The 17,954-nt window shown below is 54.7% G+C and carries 15 protein-coding genes; 3 read left to right on the forward strand and 12 right to left on the reverse strand.

What is annotated here, in order from left to right; translation table 11 throughout:
• Window positions 1-19 precede the first annotated feature (19 nt).
• Genes ASN_RS15350 through ASN_RS15360 form a run of 3 tightly spaced genes read right to left on the reverse strand, consistent with a single transcriptional unit; the run spans window position 20 to window position 4,039 of the window.
• Window positions 20-1,450, reverse strand: coding sequence for an FAD/NAD(P)-binding protein (locus ASN_RS15350; protein ID WP_082666727.1), 1,431 nt, complete (start codon window positions 1,448-1,450; stop codon window positions 20-22).
• Window positions 1,451-1,452: 2 nt separating this feature from the next.
• On the reverse strand, window positions 1,453-2,619 hold the full coding sequence (gene ssuD / locus ASN_RS15355) for an FMNH2-dependent alkanesulfonate monooxygenase (protein ID WP_058988699.1): 1,167 nt from the start codon (window positions 2,617-2,619) through the stop codon (window positions 1,453-1,455).
• Window position 2,620: 1 nt separating this feature from the next.
• Entirely contained in the window at window positions 2,621-4,039 is a 1,419-nt protein-coding gene (locus tag ASN_RS15360) for an LLM class flavin-dependent oxidoreductase (protein WP_058988701.1), read from the reverse strand.
• A gap of 1,080 nt (window positions 4,040-5,119) precedes the next feature.
• Here ASN_RS15360 and exbB point away from each other — a divergent pair.
• From exbB to ASN_RS15375, 3 genes are read left to right on the forward strand one after another with little or no spacing between them, the layout of a single operon-like run.
• Window positions 5,120-5,869, forward strand: a complete 750-nt coding sequence (gene exbB / locus ASN_RS15365; RefSeq protein ID WP_058988702.1) for a tonB-system energizer ExbB — start codon at window positions 5,120-5,122, stop codon at window positions 5,867-5,869.
• Between the two features lie 6 nt (window positions 5,870-5,875).
• The gene (exbD, locus tag ASN_RS15370; RefSeq protein WP_058987069.1) at window positions 5,876-6,349 is read left to right on the forward strand and encodes a TonB system transport protein ExbD; all 474 of its coding nucleotides are present in this window, start codon (window positions 5,876-5,878) and stop codon (window positions 6,347-6,349) included.
• Window positions 6,346-7,209, forward strand: a complete 864-nt coding sequence (locus tag ASN_RS15375; RefSeq protein ID WP_058988704.1) for an energy transducer TonB — start codon at window positions 6,346-6,348, stop codon at window positions 7,207-7,209. The genes exbD and ASN_RS15375 overlap by 4 nt, the downstream gene beginning before the upstream one ends.
• Before the next feature lie 133 nt (window positions 7,210-7,342).
• Here the strand turns inward: ASN_RS15375 and ASN_RS15380 are convergent, their stop codons facing one another.
• From ASN_RS15380 to nuoG, 9 genes are all read right to left on the reverse strand, one after another.
• The gene (locus ASN_RS15380; protein WP_058988705.1) at window positions 7,343-7,864 is read right to left on the reverse strand and encodes a CBS domain-containing protein; all 522 of its coding nucleotides are present in this window, start codon (window positions 7,862-7,864) and stop codon (window positions 7,343-7,345) included.
• A gap of 79 nt (window positions 7,865-7,943) precedes the next feature.
• Entirely contained in the window at window positions 7,944-9,410 is a 1,467-nt protein-coding gene (locus ASN_RS15385) for an NADH-quinone oxidoreductase subunit N (protein WP_058988707.1), read from the reverse strand.
• Window positions 9,407-10,915 (reverse strand): complex I subunit 4 family protein, encoded by a 1,509-nt coding sequence (locus ASN_RS15390; RefSeq protein WP_058988709.1) that lies wholly within the window; start codon window positions 10,913-10,915, stop codon window positions 9,407-9,409. The genes ASN_RS15385 and ASN_RS15390 overlap by 4 nt, the downstream gene beginning before the upstream one ends.
• Complete coding sequence (gene nuoL, locus ASN_RS15395) at window positions 10,912-12,870, reverse strand: NADH-quinone oxidoreductase subunit L (protein WP_058988710.1); 1,959 nt, start codon at window positions 12,868-12,870, stop codon at window positions 10,912-10,914. The genes ASN_RS15390 and nuoL overlap by 4 nt, the downstream gene beginning before the upstream one ends.
• Window positions 12,871-12,874: 4 nt before the next feature.
• Entirely contained in the window at window positions 12,875-13,186 is a 312-nt protein-coding gene (gene nuoK / locus ASN_RS15400) for an NADH-quinone oxidoreductase subunit NuoK (RefSeq protein ID WP_058988712.1), read from the reverse strand.
• Between the two features lies 1 nt (window position 13,187).
• Entirely contained in the window at window positions 13,188-13,688 is a 501-nt protein-coding gene (gene nuoJ / locus ASN_RS15405; protein ID WP_058988714.1) for an NADH-quinone oxidoreductase subunit J, read from the reverse strand.
• 6 nt (window positions 13,689-13,694) lie between these two features.
• Entirely contained in the window at window positions 13,695-14,207 is a 513-nt protein-coding gene (gene nuoI, locus ASN_RS15410) for an NADH-quinone oxidoreductase subunit NuoI (protein ID WP_006558681.1), read from the reverse strand.
• A gap of 25 nt (window positions 14,208-14,232) precedes the next feature.
• Window positions 14,233-15,189 carry an NADH-quinone oxidoreductase subunit NuoH gene (gene nuoH, locus ASN_RS15415; protein WP_058988715.1) on the reverse strand — a complete coding sequence of 319 codons (957 nt, stop codon included), beginning with the start codon at window positions 15,187-15,189 and terminating at the stop codon, window positions 14,233-14,235.
• Window positions 15,186-17,939: an NADH-quinone oxidoreductase subunit NuoG gene (gene nuoG, locus ASN_RS15420; RefSeq protein ID WP_058988717.1), complete on the reverse strand. Its 2,754-nt coding sequence runs from the start codon at window positions 17,937-17,939 to the stop codon at window positions 15,186-15,188. The genes nuoH and nuoG overlap by 4 nt, the downstream gene beginning before the upstream one ends.
• Between the last annotated feature and the right edge of the window lie 15 nt (window positions 17,940-17,954).

Here is a 17,954-nt window from a genome sequence, read left to right on the forward strand (position 1 = left end):
AAGCAAAAGAGTGGTCGCATCAGGAGATCAGGGTGGCGTTTTCCGGCACGGTCATGGCAGTCTGCGCACGAATGGTATTGGCAAGCTTTTCGGCGTATAAAGTGACTTCTGGCAGCCCCATCAGTTCGCCAAAGCGGCCACGTGCCAACGGCCCCGCAACAAAAAGAGAAGGGTCCTTTTTGGGGCCGACCTGAGCGTTTCCTTCTGCAGAAACATGCAATCCCAGATCGGAGTGATCCATCTCAATATGTCCCTCAGCAGCAAGAGATTTCAGGAATGGCTGTGAGTGCAGAATATTGACGTGAGCGGGGCCGGTTGTGGTGATTATGGCGTCCACAACCTGATCGTCCGTATGACCGTTGCGGTGCCGTAAGGTGACCTTGAAGGTTTTTCCCTCTTTCTCGACCTTGATAACGCGGGCGGCCTTAATCTGAAGTATACCCGCTTGAAGTGCCTTATTCACAATGTTTTCGGTTTGTGGAGAAATACGGAAGCGATGAGTATCCCAAAACGGACGTAAATGCCGAATGAGCCGACGCCGCTCCGTTTGATCAAGCGAACTCCAGATTTGAGGCCCCTGTTCACGCACACGATCCAGAAAGGCCTGCCAGGGAGTGTCCGGGTTATCTGCAATGATTTTACGTATGCGTTGCAGGACGTCTCTGGTTCGAGAGGCTGGAGGAGAGAGAAAATCTCCCGTTGCTGTAACAGGTGTCCGACTATGGCTTTTTGATCTCTGGCCGCGGCGGGATATGGCGAGAATAGGTGCTCTGTGTCCTTGTGCCGCCAAGCTGGCCACAGTATCAGCCATGCTCAAGCCTGTGCCGATAATCAAAACCCGGTCGTCTGGTTTGACTGTGCTCAGCCCATCAGGTTTCCACGGATCATTGATCAGAACAGGACGCGTTTCAGCAGAAAGGAATGCCCCCAAAGCGGCAAATTGTCTGGGCAGTTGCGGTGCTGGGTGGCTGGTTGCGATAACGACAGTATCTGCTTCAAAAACGTCCCCGCCCTGAGTTTCCAGTATCCATTTACCAGTTGATACTTTCCGCGCCGCAGTGACCAGACTAGGAATGTGTCGTAGGAGGTGAGCTTCCAGCAGGGGGGCCAGTCTGGCCGCTACGTACTGGCCGAAAACCTTACGGGCTGGATAGAGATGCCCATCAGGTTGCCGAGCCCCGTCGTCCTGATGGTTTGTCCCCGTTTCTTCCAGCCATTCAAGGAAGTCCAGAGGATGGGCCGTATCAATGCTCATGCGGCTGGCAGGAACATTGATACGGTGGTTGGGGTCTGTTGCGCTATAGGCCACACCGCTGCCCAACACGGAGCGGGGTTCAAAAACCAGAACCGTCAGGGGTACGGGGGGCCCCTTGAGCAGATGCCAGGCCAGCGCAGCGCCACTGAAGCCGCCGCCGATAATGGCTATGATATTGGGAGGCTGCGTACTCATGGTCAGGCTGCGTGAGAACCGGGACGGTGATCACCAGCAATGGTTTCACCAAAAGGTCCCATGTTGTTCAGGTTGGACGTTGCCCGAATAGGGTGCGCTGTTGGCAGAAGCGGCAGGACCAGTTCTCCAAACTGATAGGCTTCTTCGAGATGCGGGTAACCGGAGAAGATAAAGGTGTCTATGCCAAGCCGACGATATTCATCAATGCGTTCGGCAACGGTGTCTGGGTCACCCACAAGAGCGGTGCCGGCCCCCCCACGCACAAGGCCGACCCCGGCCCACAGATTGGGGCTGATTTCCAGCTTGTCGCGTTTGCCGCCATGCAAAGCACTCATCCGGGCCTGTCCCACGGAATCCATCCGCGCAAAAACCTTTTGAGCTTTGGAGATTGTTTCGTCACTTAGATGGCTGATAAGGCGGTCTGCTTCCTGCCATGCTTCACGCTCGGTTTCTCGAACAATGACGTGAAGGCGGATGCCAAAGGAGATATCGTGTCCCTGTTTTTCTGCAAGCTGGCGTACTTTGCTTATTTTTTCGGCGACTAGTGCAGGCGGTTCACCCCATGTCAGATATTTATCAATGTGTTTGGCGGCGACATGTGCACCGGCCTCAGAGGAGCCGCCGAAATAGAGCGGGGGACCATTTTTCTGGAAAGACGGAAACAGAATGTGGCCATCGTCTATTTTGAAGTGTTTTCCAACGTAATTGACATGCTCACCGTGCAAAAGGGCTCGGTAGATATCGAGAAATTCATCTGTAATTTCATAGCGCGTAGCGTGGTCGGCAAAAAATCCGTCACCCGCATTTTCTGCCGGGTCTCCCCCGGTGACAATGTTGATCAGCAGACGGCCTTCAGAGAAACGGTCCAGTGTTGCTGTCATTCGTGCGGCGAGAGTGGGGGAAAGCAGTCCGGGCCGGACCGCAATAAGATAGCGCAGCCGCTCCGTAATGGGCGCGAGGGCCGAGGCTACAACCCAACTATCTTCACAGCTGCGGCCTGTTGGTATCAGTACTCCATAATATCCAAGGGTATCGGCCGCTTTTGCCACCTGCTGCAGGTAAGGAAGATCTACCGGACGCCCCCCTTTCTGGGTGCCAAGATAACGGCTGTCACCATGGGTAGGCAAAAACCATAGAACGTTGATTTTATCAGGAATAGAAAAAGACATGTCAGGACGCCTTGGAAAAGGGCAAGGAAGAAAAGAGAGGGGCCGCTGGAGCCGTCAGGTTTTGCGGGTCCCGGTAGCGCGCGCCAAAATGGTATGCTGGCAGGCGTGCTCTTCCGGGTTCAAAAAGACGTTCGCGCAGGGTCTCGTCCGGCGTGTAAGCTGTACGGTAGCGACCACGCTGCTGAAGTTCAGGCACGACGAGGGAAATAAAATCCCTTGCAGTATCAAAGGAGTGGTACTGCCGCAGATTGATGCCATCAATACCATCTACGTCCAGCCAGTTCTCGATCTGATCTGCGACAGTCGTGGGGGAGCCGACAACAAAGAAGCGTCCCTCATCAAACGACGCTATCTGTTTGAGCGCGCTACCAATGGTTTGATCCGGGCGGAAGCGACGGCCCATGTTCCCAAAGCTCTGACCTTCACGTAGCAGGACATCCCCGATGCGCTCGTTTACATCATAGCGGCGGAGGTCAATTTCAGCCTGAGCGTGAACAAGTGCGCCTTCTACGCTGTAGTAACGGCGATAGTGTTCCAGTTTTTTGGAGGCAAGGGCATCTGTTTCATCAACAATAATGCCCGCCATAACGATGAACCGAATATCGTCAGGTTTTCGACCATGAGCCACGGCCTGCTCGCGTGTTTTGGCAATGTTGCGGCGCACTTCCTCAGTCGTGCGGCCGCCAATAAACACAACCTCGGCGTGTCGGGCTGCAAATTCCAACCCTGCTGATGAGCCGGTTGCCTGAAACAGTAAAGGTGTCCGTTGCCGGGATGGTTCCACAAGGTGCGGCCCGGCAACCCGAAAATTAGGCCCTGTGTGGTTAATGGAACGGACTGCTGATGGATTTGTATAAATGCCTGCTGCAGCGTCTTTCAGAACGGCGTTGTCATCCCAACTGCCTTCCCAGAGCTTATAGAGGACATCCATATATTCGTCCGCAATGGCATAACGTTCATCATGCGGGATCTCATCATCCAGACCGAAATTCTGCGCGGCACTTCTTAAGTAGGAGGTGACAATATTCCAGCCCACCCGCCCTTGTGTGAGCAGATCAAGCGTTCCCATGCGGCGCGCAAAGGCGAAAGGGGGCTCATAGGTGGTGGAAAATGTAACACCAAAACCGATATTTTTGGTGACAGCCGCCATGGCTGGGACAAGCAGGAGCGGATCAAGATTAGGAATTTGCACAGCCTCCCGCAGGGCGGCATCGTTGCTTTCTCCAAACCGGTCATAAGTGCCAATTACGTCAGCCAGAAAAACAGCATCAAACAGGCCGGCCTCGGCCAGCTTGGCCGTTTCAAGCCAATGCTCCATTTCACTATAGCGATGGCGGTTATTGCCCGGCGCACGCCACATGCCATGCACGATGTGGCTGACGCAGGCCATTTCAAACAGATTTACGTGCAGTTGTTTCATGGTTTTGGCTCAGACTGCGTGACGAAATGGTCTCAAGGTCGGCTGATAAGGCGAGGCAGAGAGGGTGACGGCACGGCAGGTTGCGGAGTGGAGCGGAAAGGAGCCGGAAGAGAAAAAGGCAAGAGACGTAAGCACCGCAGACTCCTTAAATAACCACACAAAATAGTACATAATGAATAGTAACAACGACACCTCGTGAGTCAAACAAAAAACTCACGACATAAATTTGTTATAAAGAAAATTATCGCCCCATTGTGTTGAAAGGCCGGGATGCCGATAACCGGATTCAGCCGGGTTGCCAGCGTGTTACCTGCATAAGGACCTATTCAACGCAGGCTCTGCGCGTTGGATGCGGGGAGTGTTTGTGGGCGATCACATTTGGAAGATGACGGTAATCTGCTCCCGCAAGATGGAAGGGGGCTGAGTCATCTTTAACGGGGGCTATGGAGAAACAGAGTTTCCGTCAGTCCATGTTCAGTTGCTGCTGCGCACGTAAGGAGTGCTTCATATGCAGTTTCGACGCACGCCGCTTTAAACAGGCAAGGCCCTAAACCAGCAGTATTGAAGAGGGCTGCCGGTGCGATCAACCTCCTGCCCATGTGGAGGAAGAGATACATATGAGGGACAAGTATCGTGGCTTTCTTTGTGCGATGGCCCTTGGGGTAGTCGGCAAAAAGAAGAACGACCTGATTTGACCAACGGCGGGGGTTAGGGCGCTGTTTGGGATTGAACGAGACCCTCAGACCCACAGGTTGTTATCAGGGATTATTACCGGTCGGGCGAAGTGGGGGGCGTGGTTAGTCTCTTTCCACCTGCTAATAATATGATTTTAAATAATAAATTTAGTGGTCCTTCTTTCTGAGAGATAGGTACGAGGTCTGTTTTGCGAGCAGAATAAGAGCGATAATAATGATAGTGATTCGCACTTGCGGGTTTTGAGCGGCTTTGTTATCACTGTGTGAAATTTTTCATGTGTCAGAGATACAGCAGGTTGTTGCGCCATTGAGTTAAGAAAGGGCGTATCTGAGATCTGTCGCATGGAGTTGTATTTCTTCATGTTTTGAAAGTGCTGGTTTCTCCATGCCAACATCAGCCTCCCCAGTTCTCACCAATATTTCGTTTTCTCCGTGGGAAATGTTTATGAATGCCGGGCCTGTTGTCCGGTGTGTGATGGTTCTTCTGGCGTTGGCATCCCTGCTGACGTGGACGGTCTTTTTTGCCAAAACGGTTGAACTGGTGCGTGTGCGGCTGAAGCTGGGCCGGGCGGAGCGGGCGCTGGAGGACGCGGGAACGCTTGATCTGGGAGAAGAGCACACGCGTGGCGCCGGGATTGCCCATGCGCTGGTGATGGCCGCGGAAACGGAGCGCGAACGTTCACAGGATATTCCCGATGACCGTGAGGGTTTGAAGGAGCGGATCGTGCTGCATCTTGAACGTCTGGAAGCGGCGGAAGGCCGCCGCCTGATGCGTGGCACGGGCCTGCTGGCCACCATTGGCGCAACATCACCCTTTATTGGCCTGTTTGGCACGGTATGGGGAATCATGACCTCCTTTACCGGTATTGCCGCCAGCAAGGCGACTAGCCTTGCGGTGGTGGCGCCCGGCATTGCCGAAGCACTTCTGGCCACGGCTCTGGGGTTGGTGGCGGCCATTCCGGCGGTGATCATCTACAACCATCTTGCACGTCAGTCCGCCGCGTGCCGGGCGCAGGTGGCAGATCTGACCTCGCTGGTCATGCGGCTGGTCTCGCGCGATCTGGGGCGGATGCAGGCGCAACTGGAAAGCGGGCAGGTGGTGCGCTTGGGTGTCAGCCGCATGGCCGGGGAGTGACGGGGTATGATCCGCATCCGTCACACTGATGAAAACCCGCATGAGGCCAGTGAGATCAATGTCACGCCGTTCATTGATGTGATGCTGGTTCTGCTGGTGATCTTCATGGTCACGGCCCCGCTGACCACGGTGAACGTGCCGGTTGATCTGCCGTCCTCCACCGAAAAGCCCACACCCCGGCCGGATGATCCCGTGTTTCTGACCGTCAAGGCCGATCACGGTCTGGCGCTGGGCGAGGACGATATCGGTGAGGACGCGCTTGCCGGTGCGCTGGAGACAGCGACGAAAGGCAACAAGGACGAACGGATCTTCCTGCGGGCCGACAAAACGGTGGATTACGGCACACTGATGGGCGTGATGGATAAGCTGCGCTCTGCCGGATACCTCAAGGTAGCGCTGGTCAATCTGCAGGGGCAGGAAGAAGGGGCCGCACCGGCTACTCCGTCCAACGCGCCCACCCCGGCTGGGGGAACGCCATGACCACGGCGGTTGTCGAACAGGGCGAAAAAACCGTGCACCTGTCCCAGTCTTTTGCCGAGTGGCAGAAGGATCATACCCGCCATATCCGCCGGGAGGAAGCGCTTCGCTGGGGGATATCCTTTGTGGCGGTGCTGATGGTGACAGGCGGGGCGGTGGCATGGATCATGCGGCTGCCTCCGGTTGTGGTGCCCGTGCCGGAACCTCCACCTGCGGCCATTGCCATTGATATGGCGCCGGAACCTGTGTCCACGCCGTCTCCTCCAACAGATGTGCCGCCCGGCCCGCAGCAGACCCTCTCGGAACCGGATCCGGCACCGGAAGAGCCGCCCAAGATATCGGCCCTGCCATCACCCGCAGCCAATCCGCCAGCGCCGGTGCCCAAACCTGAAAAGCTGCGCAAAATTGTGAAGAAACACAAACCCGCGCCGCATTTGAAACAGCTGGTGCCAGATAAAACGCCGCCAGCAGAGGAAGTAACAGCACCGCCCGCGACAGAAGCACCTCCGGCGGCTGCTCAGGCTACTTCTGCTTCAGGCCAGTCATCATCACATGCGTCTCAAAGTCCAGCAACGTGGCAAGGTGATTTGTTAGCCCGGCTGGAGAAGTATAAGCGGTATCCGGCGGAGGCCATGGCTGATCATCAGGAGGGCGTGCCAATGCTGCGTTTCTCCATGGATCGTAAAGGTCATGTCTTGTCTGCTCACATTCAAGGCAGTTCCGGCCATGCTTTGCTGGATCAGGAAGCGATGGCGTTGGTGCGCCGTGCCGAGCCTCTTCCGGTTCCACCAGATAGTGTGCAAGGAGATCCGATTACTCTCACTGTGCCGATTGAATTTTACATAGAAAAAGGGAAAGGATAGCGAATTATTTACGGAATATTTTTAGATTTTATAGGCGACTAATTTGAATATTTATAAAAATACTCTATTTTTATTGTTTTATCTAATTTATCTTTGAGGTTGAAAGACTTCCGCTCTGTCAGGGGTTGCTATTTTAGTTTCTATGGTTGGTGCGAATTTTATATTGAGCTTTAGAGGAGGAGCGGGGGCTATCGTCATGAGGTTTGACGGCGGCATGGTTGCTGCCAGTGACGTAATCCTGAAGTTCCTGAGCCTCCTGCTCTGCATTTTCTGCCCGTAATTTGACGATATCGCCAATACTGACCAGACCTACGAGCTTTCCGTCTTCAAGAACCGGCACATGACGGCTGCGGGACCATGTCATTCGGTTGGCGATGTCAAATATGTTGTCGTCAGGTGAAGCGGTTGGCGTCTCTTTCAGCATGATCTCTTTTGCTGTCAGGGATGCGATGTTGGGGCCATATTGGGTGAGTGCGTTAACAATGGCACGTTCCGAAACCATTCCCGCAAGTGCGCCATTAGCGCCCATAACTGGTGCGCCACCAATATTATGACGGATCAGCAAATTGGCGACAGAAAGGACAGGATCGTCTTCCTTGACGGTGAGGACCACATTTCCTTTTTGGGCCAGAATATGAAAAACACGAGAAGACATGACAACTGTTCTTTCTGTATTTTGCGTGAAGAGATGGAATATTTTTGAAGTCAGAAGGCATTGTTTGTATGCGGCCATATTAAAGGCTGGGCTGCATTGGCTCTTGAATACTTATAAGCTCATTTTGTGGTAATGGTGGGGACGGCAGAACCTGCGGAAGCATCCGGGCAGGGAAAATTCCACCCACAACCACTATCAAAGTCAAAACGACGATAAGAGTTGTCAGTTCCGGAGACTGACTTTTTTTAACCTGTAACGAGGGCGTGTCCTGCGTGCCCATAAGGACACGGACAATAGAGAGATAATAATACAGGCCGATGATGCTCCCAATAACAAGGGCAGCAAGCAGAAGTGTCTGCTGACGTTCCACACCGGTTGCGGCGACCTCAAATTTTGCGAAAAACCCAATTCCCGGTGGAATGCCAGCCAGCGAAAGGAGCATCAGGGATAAGGTGGTTGCCAGAAAAGGGCGGGTGTAGAACAGGCCTCTCCAGTCAGTAATGGTATTGGGGAGTGAATTCTCCGTCAGGGCAAAGGCGCAGATGATGGCGAAAATTCCTAAAGTGCTTGCGGCATAGGCTGCGAGATAGAGTGTGATCGCTTCTGATCTCAACTGCCCGGGCGAAAAAAACGCAATAAGAAGATAACCGACATGCGCGATTGACGAGCACGCCATAAGACGGATGAGATTGGTCTGACGCAAGGCCAGAAAATTGCCACCAAGAATAGTCAGAATGATGACGGCGGACAGGATGCCATGCAGATACTCAGGAGTATCCCCTGTGCCGAAATAGCGAACAAGAGACGAGAAAATGGCTATTTTTGAAACCACAGCCATGAATGCTGCAACCGGCGGCGGAGCACCGTCCATGACATCTGGCAGCCACATATGAAAAGGCACGGCAGAGAGTTTAAAGAAAACCCCCACAAGGATCATGATGGTCGCAATGGCCGGGATGGTGTTGGCATTGCCTGAAGGGGGAGGGCTGAACAGAAGGGAGCCAGTGCTGGCATAAGCCAGACCGATGCCAAAAAGAAGAATGGCGGACGATATTCCAGAAAGAATCAGATATTTCATGGAGGCTTCACTGGCTTCTGTCAAACGGGAAGAGCGAGATGCCACAAGCCCCATAAGGGAGAGCGCCAGTATCTCCACCCCCAGAAAGAAGGGGAGATAATTTGCGCTGAAAACCATAGAAGTTGCGCCTAATGTGCCCAGAACAAGCATGAGAGGATATTCGTCGGTTGGGTGTGTTTTATCCTGCTCCAGATCCCGCCATGACATAAGAAGAATGCTTAGAGAAGAAAGCAGGATGAGCAGAGCAGTATAGTTTGCCCAGCGGTCCTGCACAAAGAGGGACAAGCCTTCGGGTTGTGGTGTGCCGACATGATAACCTATGCCACCGAGGGACAGGGCGAGTGTCACTAAAGCAAGTGTCAGGCTACGTGTTGTTGAGCGACGCCATGCGATGGCCGTGAGCAGAAGCATGGTGCCGACAGAAAGAAGAGGGAGCGGCAAAGGCAGGAACAGATCATGCGTGATCATTGCGTGTCTCCTCCTCTATCAGAGAGAGGGGGAGCAGAAAGAGGTGACGGCATGGATAAGGTCATGATTGGTTGAGGGTGCACGCCGAGCACGACCAGAAGGATCATGAGCGCGCCAAGAATGGTCATCTGTCCTGCTGAAAAATCTTTTGCGTGACTGGGGGATGTTCGGCTTGGGGCCAGGAAAATTCGGTTTACCATACGGAGCGAATAGATGGCTGCCAGCACGAGCCCGGTTGCGGTGAGCGCGGCCACGATGGAATTGACATGCCACGTTGCGAGCAGAACCAGAAATTCGCCGGTGAAGTTTCCCAAACCGGGCATGCCAAGAGATGCGACGGCAAAAAACAGCCCTGCGCTTGAAAGCCGGGGCAGAGAAGCCCACAGACCGCCAATTTGTGCCATATCCCGTGTGTGGAGACGGTCCTGAATGGAACCGGCGATGATAAAGAGTGCTCCGGTGCTCAGGCCATGTGCCAGCATCTGGATAATAGCGCCCTGCAAACCGGTGTTGGACCCTGTGAAAATCCCCAACAGAACGAAGCCCATGTGACTGATGCTGCTGTAGGCAATCAGGCGTTTGACATCGTTTTGAGCGCAGGACAGCCACGCGCCATACAGAATGCCTGCAATACCCAGCCCCATTGCGACGGGAGCAAAGCGGATTGCAGCCTCTGGAAAGAGCATGAGGTTAAAGCGGATCATGCCGTAGCCCCCGGTTTTGAGCATAAGGCCCGCGAGGAGAACACTGGCGGCAGTAGGGGCCTGCGTGTGGGCGGCGGGCAGCCAGACATGCACGGGGACGACCGGAAGTTTCACCGCAAACGCAATAAAGAACCCCAGCATAAGCAGCATGGAAAGGAAGGGAGAAAGAGGGGTGTTGGCGAGTGCAAAGTAATTGAATGTAAGTATTCCGGTCTCCCGGTAGTGCGTAATGACAAGCCCCAGAATGGACAGAAGCATGAGCAGCCCGCTGCCCTGTGTGAAGAGAAAAAACCTGATTGCAGCGCGGTGTCTGTCTTCATGCCCCCATGCGGAGATCAGAACAAACATTGGGACAAGCATCAGTTCCCAAAGAAAGAAGAAGAGAAAGAGGTCCGTGGCCAGAAATGTTCCGATGATGCCGGTAAGAGTGGCGAGAAACAGAAAATAGAAAGCACCTGCATTGGTGGTGATTTGTCGGGTGGCGAGAAGAACGCAGGGAAAGGAGAGGATGAGAGAGAGCCATAGCAAGGAAAGGGAAAGGCCATCCATATCCAACTGGAAGGCGATGCCCATGACGGGGATCCACGGTATGGAAAAATGATCTAGCCATGGCCCTGGCAGGGTATGGTGCCTGAAGGTGATGATAAGCAATAACACTGTTTCCAGTGTCAGCACCATCAAAGTGATGCGCCAGGAGATATTCCTGGTGGGCTGCTGGTTGGCCGTATTTGAACGGTCAGCCAACCAGGCAACCGTACCACCCAGCAAGGGCAGAAGCACAAGGGCCGGGAGCGGGTTCATGGTACAACTCCTGAGGCGAGGGCGGCGCAGAGGCCTGCGACGATCCATGCGGCATACCACCGGACACGCCCGTTCTGGACGCGGGCCAGAAGGGTATCTCCGCTCTGAAGGAGGAGTGTGGTTCTGCCCGAGGAAAGCGTAAGAAAACGGGTGCGGGTATGTTCAAGAAAAGAGCTGATGGCACGGACCATTCTGCCGATGCCGGTAATAAGGTAATCCAGAACATCATGCCGGGTGAGCCAGACCAGAAATCTGAAAGGCTGCACGAAGAGAAAAGCATACAGGGCATCTACGCCCCAGCCTTCCTTTGCCACCCGGATGATGGTGGCCTGGCCGGGAATTTCTTGCATGACAGGCGTAGCGCGGCCCCAGAGTACCCACGCAATGACCACGCCAGCAATGGGGGCTGACGCTCCAGCCAGAAGGAGCCACACAGGTTCATCCGCATGAGGGAGGGGGGCGGATAAAAAGTGGGTAAAGAGGTGAATGGGGGCAAGTGTGTCTGGCATTTCGATGACTCCTCCAAACAGGGAGAGAAAGGAGAGGCACGCAAGCGGAATAGCCATAAGACGCGGGGTTGAACCGGTGCTTTCTGTTTTTGGTGTGTTGAAAAAAACAATGAAAATGCAACGAAAAATATAAAGAGAAGTTAGAAAGGCGCCAGTCAGTGCAATTCCCCATAGAATATGAGCAAGTGGAAACGAACCAGGCAATAAGGGGAAATGGGCGCTCCAGATGCTGGAGAGGATCATTTCCTTGCTATAGAAGCCGGACGTGACAAGCGGCAGCCCGGCCAGAGCGGAAGCGCCTGCCAGAAAAGCTACTGTGAGGCCGGACATGGTGCGATACAGTCCCCCCATACGGAAAATATCCTGCTCGTGGTGGAGGCGGGCGATGAGAGCGCCCGCTGTAAGGAACAGAAGCGCCTTGAAAAACGCATGGGTCATCAGATGGAAAAGGGCGGCCTGCCAGACGCCCGTGCCGAGGGCGAGAAACATATAGCCAAGCTGACTGATGGTGGACCACGCCAGGATACGTTTGAGATCTGTTTGCACAAGGGCCGTGCAGGCAGCCATCATGAGGGTGAGCGCGCCAATAATGGATGTCAGCATCATCACAAGAGGGGCCGCGGTGAACAGTTCATGTAGCCGGGCGATCAGGTAGATACCCGCAGTGACCATTGTGGCCGCATGGATAAGGGCCGATGTTGGCGTAGGCCCTGCCATGGCGTCTGGTAGCCATGTCTGGAAGGGAATTTGGGCAGATTTGGCTAATGCGCCTATCAGCAGAAACAGTGTTGCAGTGGTCAGAACGTCCGGGGCAATTTGGCCTGCGTGCAAGGTGGCCAGAAGCGTTTCTATATGGAGCGAGCCTGTTGTGGTGGCCAGAAGGAGAAGGCCACAGAGCATGGCGGTATCTCCGATACGCGTCATGTAGAATGCCTTGCGGGCGGCTGCGGTATTGACGGGGTTTTCATACCAGAACCCGATCAGCAGATAGGAGCATATGCCAACGCCTTCCCATCCGATAAACAGGCAGAACAGATCAGATGCGAGCACCAGAACCAGCATAGACGCCACAAAGAGCGTCATGGAGCCGAAGAACCGTGCGATGCCGGGTTCTTCCTCCATATAGCGTATGGCGTAAAGATGGATCAGAAACCCGACAATCGTAACGACGAGGATCATCACGAGCGACACGGGATCAAGAATAAAAGCAATATCTGCAGAGAATGCCTGTGTGTGCATCCATTCCCAGAGGATAATGTGGATAGGCGCTGGAACCGCTGAAAAGAGAAAAAAGCATGCCAGCACGATACTGCACAAGGCGGATAACCCGATGGCTCCCGTTGCTACCCATCCAACCGTTCGTGCGGAAAGACGGCCCGCTGTGACAAACAGAAAGATGGCTGATGCAAGAGGGAAAAACACCAGAAGGGGAAGAAGGGAAGGCATGGTCTTATCCTCGCAGCAGGTTGCCGGTATCGGCATCAAGAGAAGGACGCCCTCTGGCGTGCAACGCGAGGATAATGGCCAACCCTACGGCGGTTTCCGCCGCGGCGAGTGCCAAAATCATCAGGAACATGACCTGTCCGCCACTATCGTGCCAACGCGCACCGGCAGCCACAAACAGGAGCGCCGCTGCATTCAGCATGATATCGAGTGACATCAGCATGAACAGCAGGTTACGGCGTATCAGTACCCCGGCAAGACCGATGCAGAACAGCATGCTGGCCAGAAGCAGGGAAGCATTTAAGGAAAGAGCGGCCATTTCAACGGCCCTCCGTGCGGTGTCTTCCGATATGAAAGGCTGTGATAAGACCAGCCAGAAGTAGAAACGAGACCAGTTCCACCATCAGCACATAGGGGCCGAACAGGCTAAGGCCCACATCCCGCGCGGAAAGAGAGGCAAGCGGCCCTTCTTGTTGTGAGGAGGTGCTGACAGAATAGATCAGTTCTGCACAGAGAAGAATGGAAAGAAGAGCCGGGCCCAGCCAGATGCGGGGCTGGAGCCACTCTTTTTCTCTCTCACGGTCAGATTGCCCCAGATTGAGCATCATGATGACAAAAACAAAAAGAACCATGATTGCGCCGGCGTAGATGATGACCTCAAGTGCGGCGGCAAACGGCGCGCCAAGCAGGGCAAAAACTGTCGCTAGCCCCAATAAAGTGACAACCAGATACAGCACGGCATGAACGGCCACCTGCCGTGTGATGACCATAATGGCCCCCAGCAGGGTCACGGCGCCGGAAAAGAGGGCTAGCGTATTCATGGCGTGTTACGGCAGAAGCGTATGGAGATCGACGGGTGGCCGCTCGCGTTCGGCCTCTCCGCGATCCTTGCCGGGGATGGTAACACCGGCCACATGGTAGAAACTGTAGTCCGGATACTTCCCTGTTCCGCTGATCAGAAGATCTTCTTTTTCATAAACAAGATTGGGTCGTGCATATTCGCTCATCTCAAAATCTGGTGTGAGTTGAATGGCGTAGGTCGGGCAGGCTTCCTCACAAAAACCACAGAAAATACAGCGGGAAAAATTGATCCGAAAGAACTCCGGATACCATCGCCCATTTTCTTCTGTTTTCTGCAAACTGATGCAATCTACCGGGCAGGCGACAGCGCAGAGATTGCAGGCAACGCAGCGCTCCATGCCGTCCGGATCGCGTGAGAGAATGATGCGTCCACGGTAGCGTGGCGGCAGATAGGGATGTTCCTCCGGATACTGCACGGTTGCACGGCGCTGGAAAGCGTGAAGGAATGTCAGGAACAGTGTGCGGACAGTATTGAGCATGACACGTGCCTTTCCATGGAGCGTACTATCCGGCTGCGCGTAACATCAGGATAGTGCCGGTGGCGGTGACATTGAGAAGAGAAAGCGGCAGCAGGATTTTCCAGCCAAGAGCCATCAGTTGGTCATAACGCGGACGGGGAAGGGCGGCCCGGAGAAGAATGAAAAAAATGACAACACTTGTGGTTTTGAGCAAAAACCAGAGAGCCGCCGGGAGAAGAGGCCCCTGCCAGCCACCCAGGTAGAGCGTGGTGACAAGAGAGGAAATAAGGATAATCCCTGCATACTCGGCAATAAAGAACATGCCGAATTTCATGCCGGAATATTCTGTATGAAAGCCAGCCCCCAGTTCGTTTTCGCCTTCGGGAAGATCAAAGGGAAGCCGATGGGTTTCTGCAATGCCTGCCAGCAGGAAGACAAGAAAACCAAGGCATTGCGGAAGAATGAACCAACAATGCGTCTGCGCCATGACGATATCATGCAGGTTGAATGAACCAGCAATCATCACCACTCCAAGCAGGGAAAGCCCCATGAAGACTTCATAGCTGATCATCTGGGCAGCGGCTCTCATACCACCCAGCAACGCATATTTGCTGTTGGAGGCCCATCCGGCGAGAACAACCGCGTATACGCCAAGACCCATCATGCCCAGAATGAACAGAAGACCAACATTCAGGGTGCCAACAATGCTGCTCCATGCGGTAAAAGGAATGGCGGCGAAAGAGAGCAGAACCGTCATCATGCCTATGGTGGGGGCCAGAACAAAAATGGCTTTATCAGCGAATGGTGGAATCCAGTCCTGTTTGAAAAGAATCTTGATACCATCGGCTACGGCCTGAAAGAGACCACCCGGCCCAACGCGGTTTGGACCATGCCGATCCTGCCATAAACCCAAAAGGCGACGCTCCACCCATGTTAGCAGTGTGGCTAATGCCAGGATCACCAGTGGCGTCAGAACAATGGCAAGGAACGGTATTTGGCTCATGACCCGTCTCCTTCTGCCCTTGTGGCCGTAAGGCGCGCCATACGAGGGAAAGCGAAGGCGGGGGCGACCATGTGCGCTGGGCACAACGCAATACCGTCAGGCAGATCAGCAATTTGCTGCACAGGAAGGGTTTGCGGCCCATAGCCTTCCAGATGAAGGGTTATGTGGGACGCGGTGGCAGTTCCATGTGCCGGAAGGCTTAGTTTAACTGGAGGAGCACGGGCAACAACAGGAGGAGAGAGCATGCTGAGTTCCTCGCTGCCAAACAGCCGGACGTCAGGAAGAAGAAGAACCGTATCAGGCTGTGGCGTAAACGGCGGAGGGATGTCAGGTGCTGGAGGTTGCTCGGTTTGACCGTTTTTTAGCGCATGGTTGGCAAGCAGGCGGATGCCAGCCTCTCCGCCACGCAAGGGGCCACCAATCTCCTGCTGGAAGCGATTGAGCGCCTGTACCGAATTCCATGCAGGCGTGTGAAAAGCGGGAACAAGGGCCGCAGGCATGTCTGGTTGATAAGCGCCTTCCATGGAACTGCTGAAGGGCGTGTCCGGATTGGGTGGGGGAGGTTGATCCCGCACACTGATGTAAGACCGGATGACGGTGCGTCCACTTGCGCGATAGGTCTGGCTGCGGAGCTTCTGGCCATTTAGCCGATACGCTGCATCTGGAGCGGCCTTTGTGACGCCTGCGAATATCGGCATCTCCTTGCCCAAGGTGGCAAGAACATCATCAAGATTCTGCCACGCGGTTATGTCTGTTCTGTGTGGTGCAAGCTGGGCCTCTCCCGATGGGGGAAGAGCGCGGGCAAGTTCCTGCACCCAGCGCCAGCTGGCCTGAATGGGAGAAGGCGGAAAAACCGCCGGGAAAAAGCGCTGTGCGCGCCCTTCCTGACTGATCAGGGTGCCAGCGTATTCCGTAAAGGCAGCGGCCGGCAGAACGAGGTTTGCGTTTTGCCACAGTGGTGTTGCCGTATGATCAATCAGGACGATGTTAGGGACGGCCTCCAGAAGCTCGACGATTTCTGGTGGATCAAGATGGCGAGTGAGATCATTCTCCACAATGATGAGCGTTCCAATTGCGCCCGCTCTGGCCCGCATCATGACAGTTTCGAGGGGGAGACCACCCATCATGGCCAGCCCCATGCTGTTGCAGTCTGGCATGACCAGAGATAACCCGGCATCCGGAGTGTTCCGGACAAGGCTGCGGGCAATGCGGGCAGCAGCTTGTATCAGGGCCGGAGAGCCATACTGCATGCCCGATACGATTAGTGGTTTTTTGGCGGCACCCAGAGCGGTTGCAATCCGATTTGCCTGTTCGGCCTCAAGTGGTGTGAGGTCAGGCACAGCGGGCGCGGTTGGGTCAAGCTGATGCGCAATGGCGAACCCTAGGCGGGCAGCGTTGTCTGGCACTGCACGAAAGGTTTCCTCCGCGCTTTTGTCCAGATCGGTGGGGGCTGGCGTAACGATAAAAAGAGAGGATAGCCTCTCAGACCCGATTGTGCGGACGGCCGCATCCATCCAACGAGGCACCTTGGCGGCGTCGGCTGCAAGAAAGCTGTTCTGTCGCCCAGCTTGTCGTAAGGCCAGCGCAAGACGTGGCGCGGTTGCGGAAACGTCCTCCCCCAGCACGAGCACGGCGTCCGCGCTTTCCATGTCATGCAGGGGTGGAATGGAGCCTGGATGATCTCTTAAGAGCGTATAAGCCAGTTCAGCGCAGGTTTGTTCCTGTTGTGTCTGACCCGTAGAAAACTGTTCCCGACCAACCAGACACTGGAGACTGAAGCAGGCTTCCAGAGACGCGCGGGAGGAGGCAATGCCGACGATTGGGCCAGAGGCCACCATGCGCGCAAACTGCGCCATGGCAGACTGTGGGGGCACGGGGGTAGGCTGTTCCTCGGACAGGCAAAGAGGCGTGTGAAGGCGAGAGGGGGCATTGACAAAGCCGTGTCCAAATCTTCCCCGGTCACACAGCGCATAACGGTTGATCTCATCATTATAACGGTTGAGGAGCCGCCTTACTTTTTCATCACGCGCGTTGACAAAAGTATTGCACCCCACGCCACAATGAACGCAGACGGAGGGCGCGCCGCGCATGTCCCATTTGCGGGTGTAGGTCTCGGAAAAGGGTTTGTCCGTAAAGACGCCTGTGGGGCAGATTTCGGCGAGATTGCCGCTGAAAGCGTTCTCTAGTGTGCCGTCTTCTGATCGCCCGAAATAGACATTATCATGAGCACCGAGTACTGCGAGGTCCTCACCTCCAGCATAATCCTTGTAGAATCGCACACAGCGGTAACAGGCAATACACCGGTTCATCTCATGGTTCAGGAAAGGGCCGAGATCCTGATTGCGGTGGGTGCGTTTGGTAAAACGGTAGCGGCGCGTATTGTGCCCAGTCATGACGGTCATGTCCTGAAGGTGACATTCACCGCCTTCCGGGCAAACGGGACAGTCATGCGGATGGTTGACCATCATCCATTCAATGACGCCCTCCCGAAATTCCTTTGCTTCTGCGTCATCAATTGAAACGCGCGTGCCCTCGGTCACCGGCGTCATGCAGGCCATGACGATACGGCCTGTTTTGTCATCCGGGCCACTGAACTGTTTGATTGCGCACTGTCTGCACGCCCCAACGGATCCAAGTTCCGGGTGCCAGCAGAAATAGGGGAGGTTGGCACCGGCTTCCAGGCAGGCCTGAAGCAGATTGATGTCTGCGCGGGTAGAGCACTGAAGTCCATCTAGCTGGAAGGTGACCATGATCCTGCTCCTTCT

Origin of the sequence: Acetobacter senegalensis, assembly GCF_001499615.1 — a bacterium.
GTDB classification, from domain to species: domain Bacteria; phylum Pseudomonadota; class Alphaproteobacteria; order Acetobacterales; family Acetobacteraceae; genus Acetobacter; species Acetobacter senegalensis.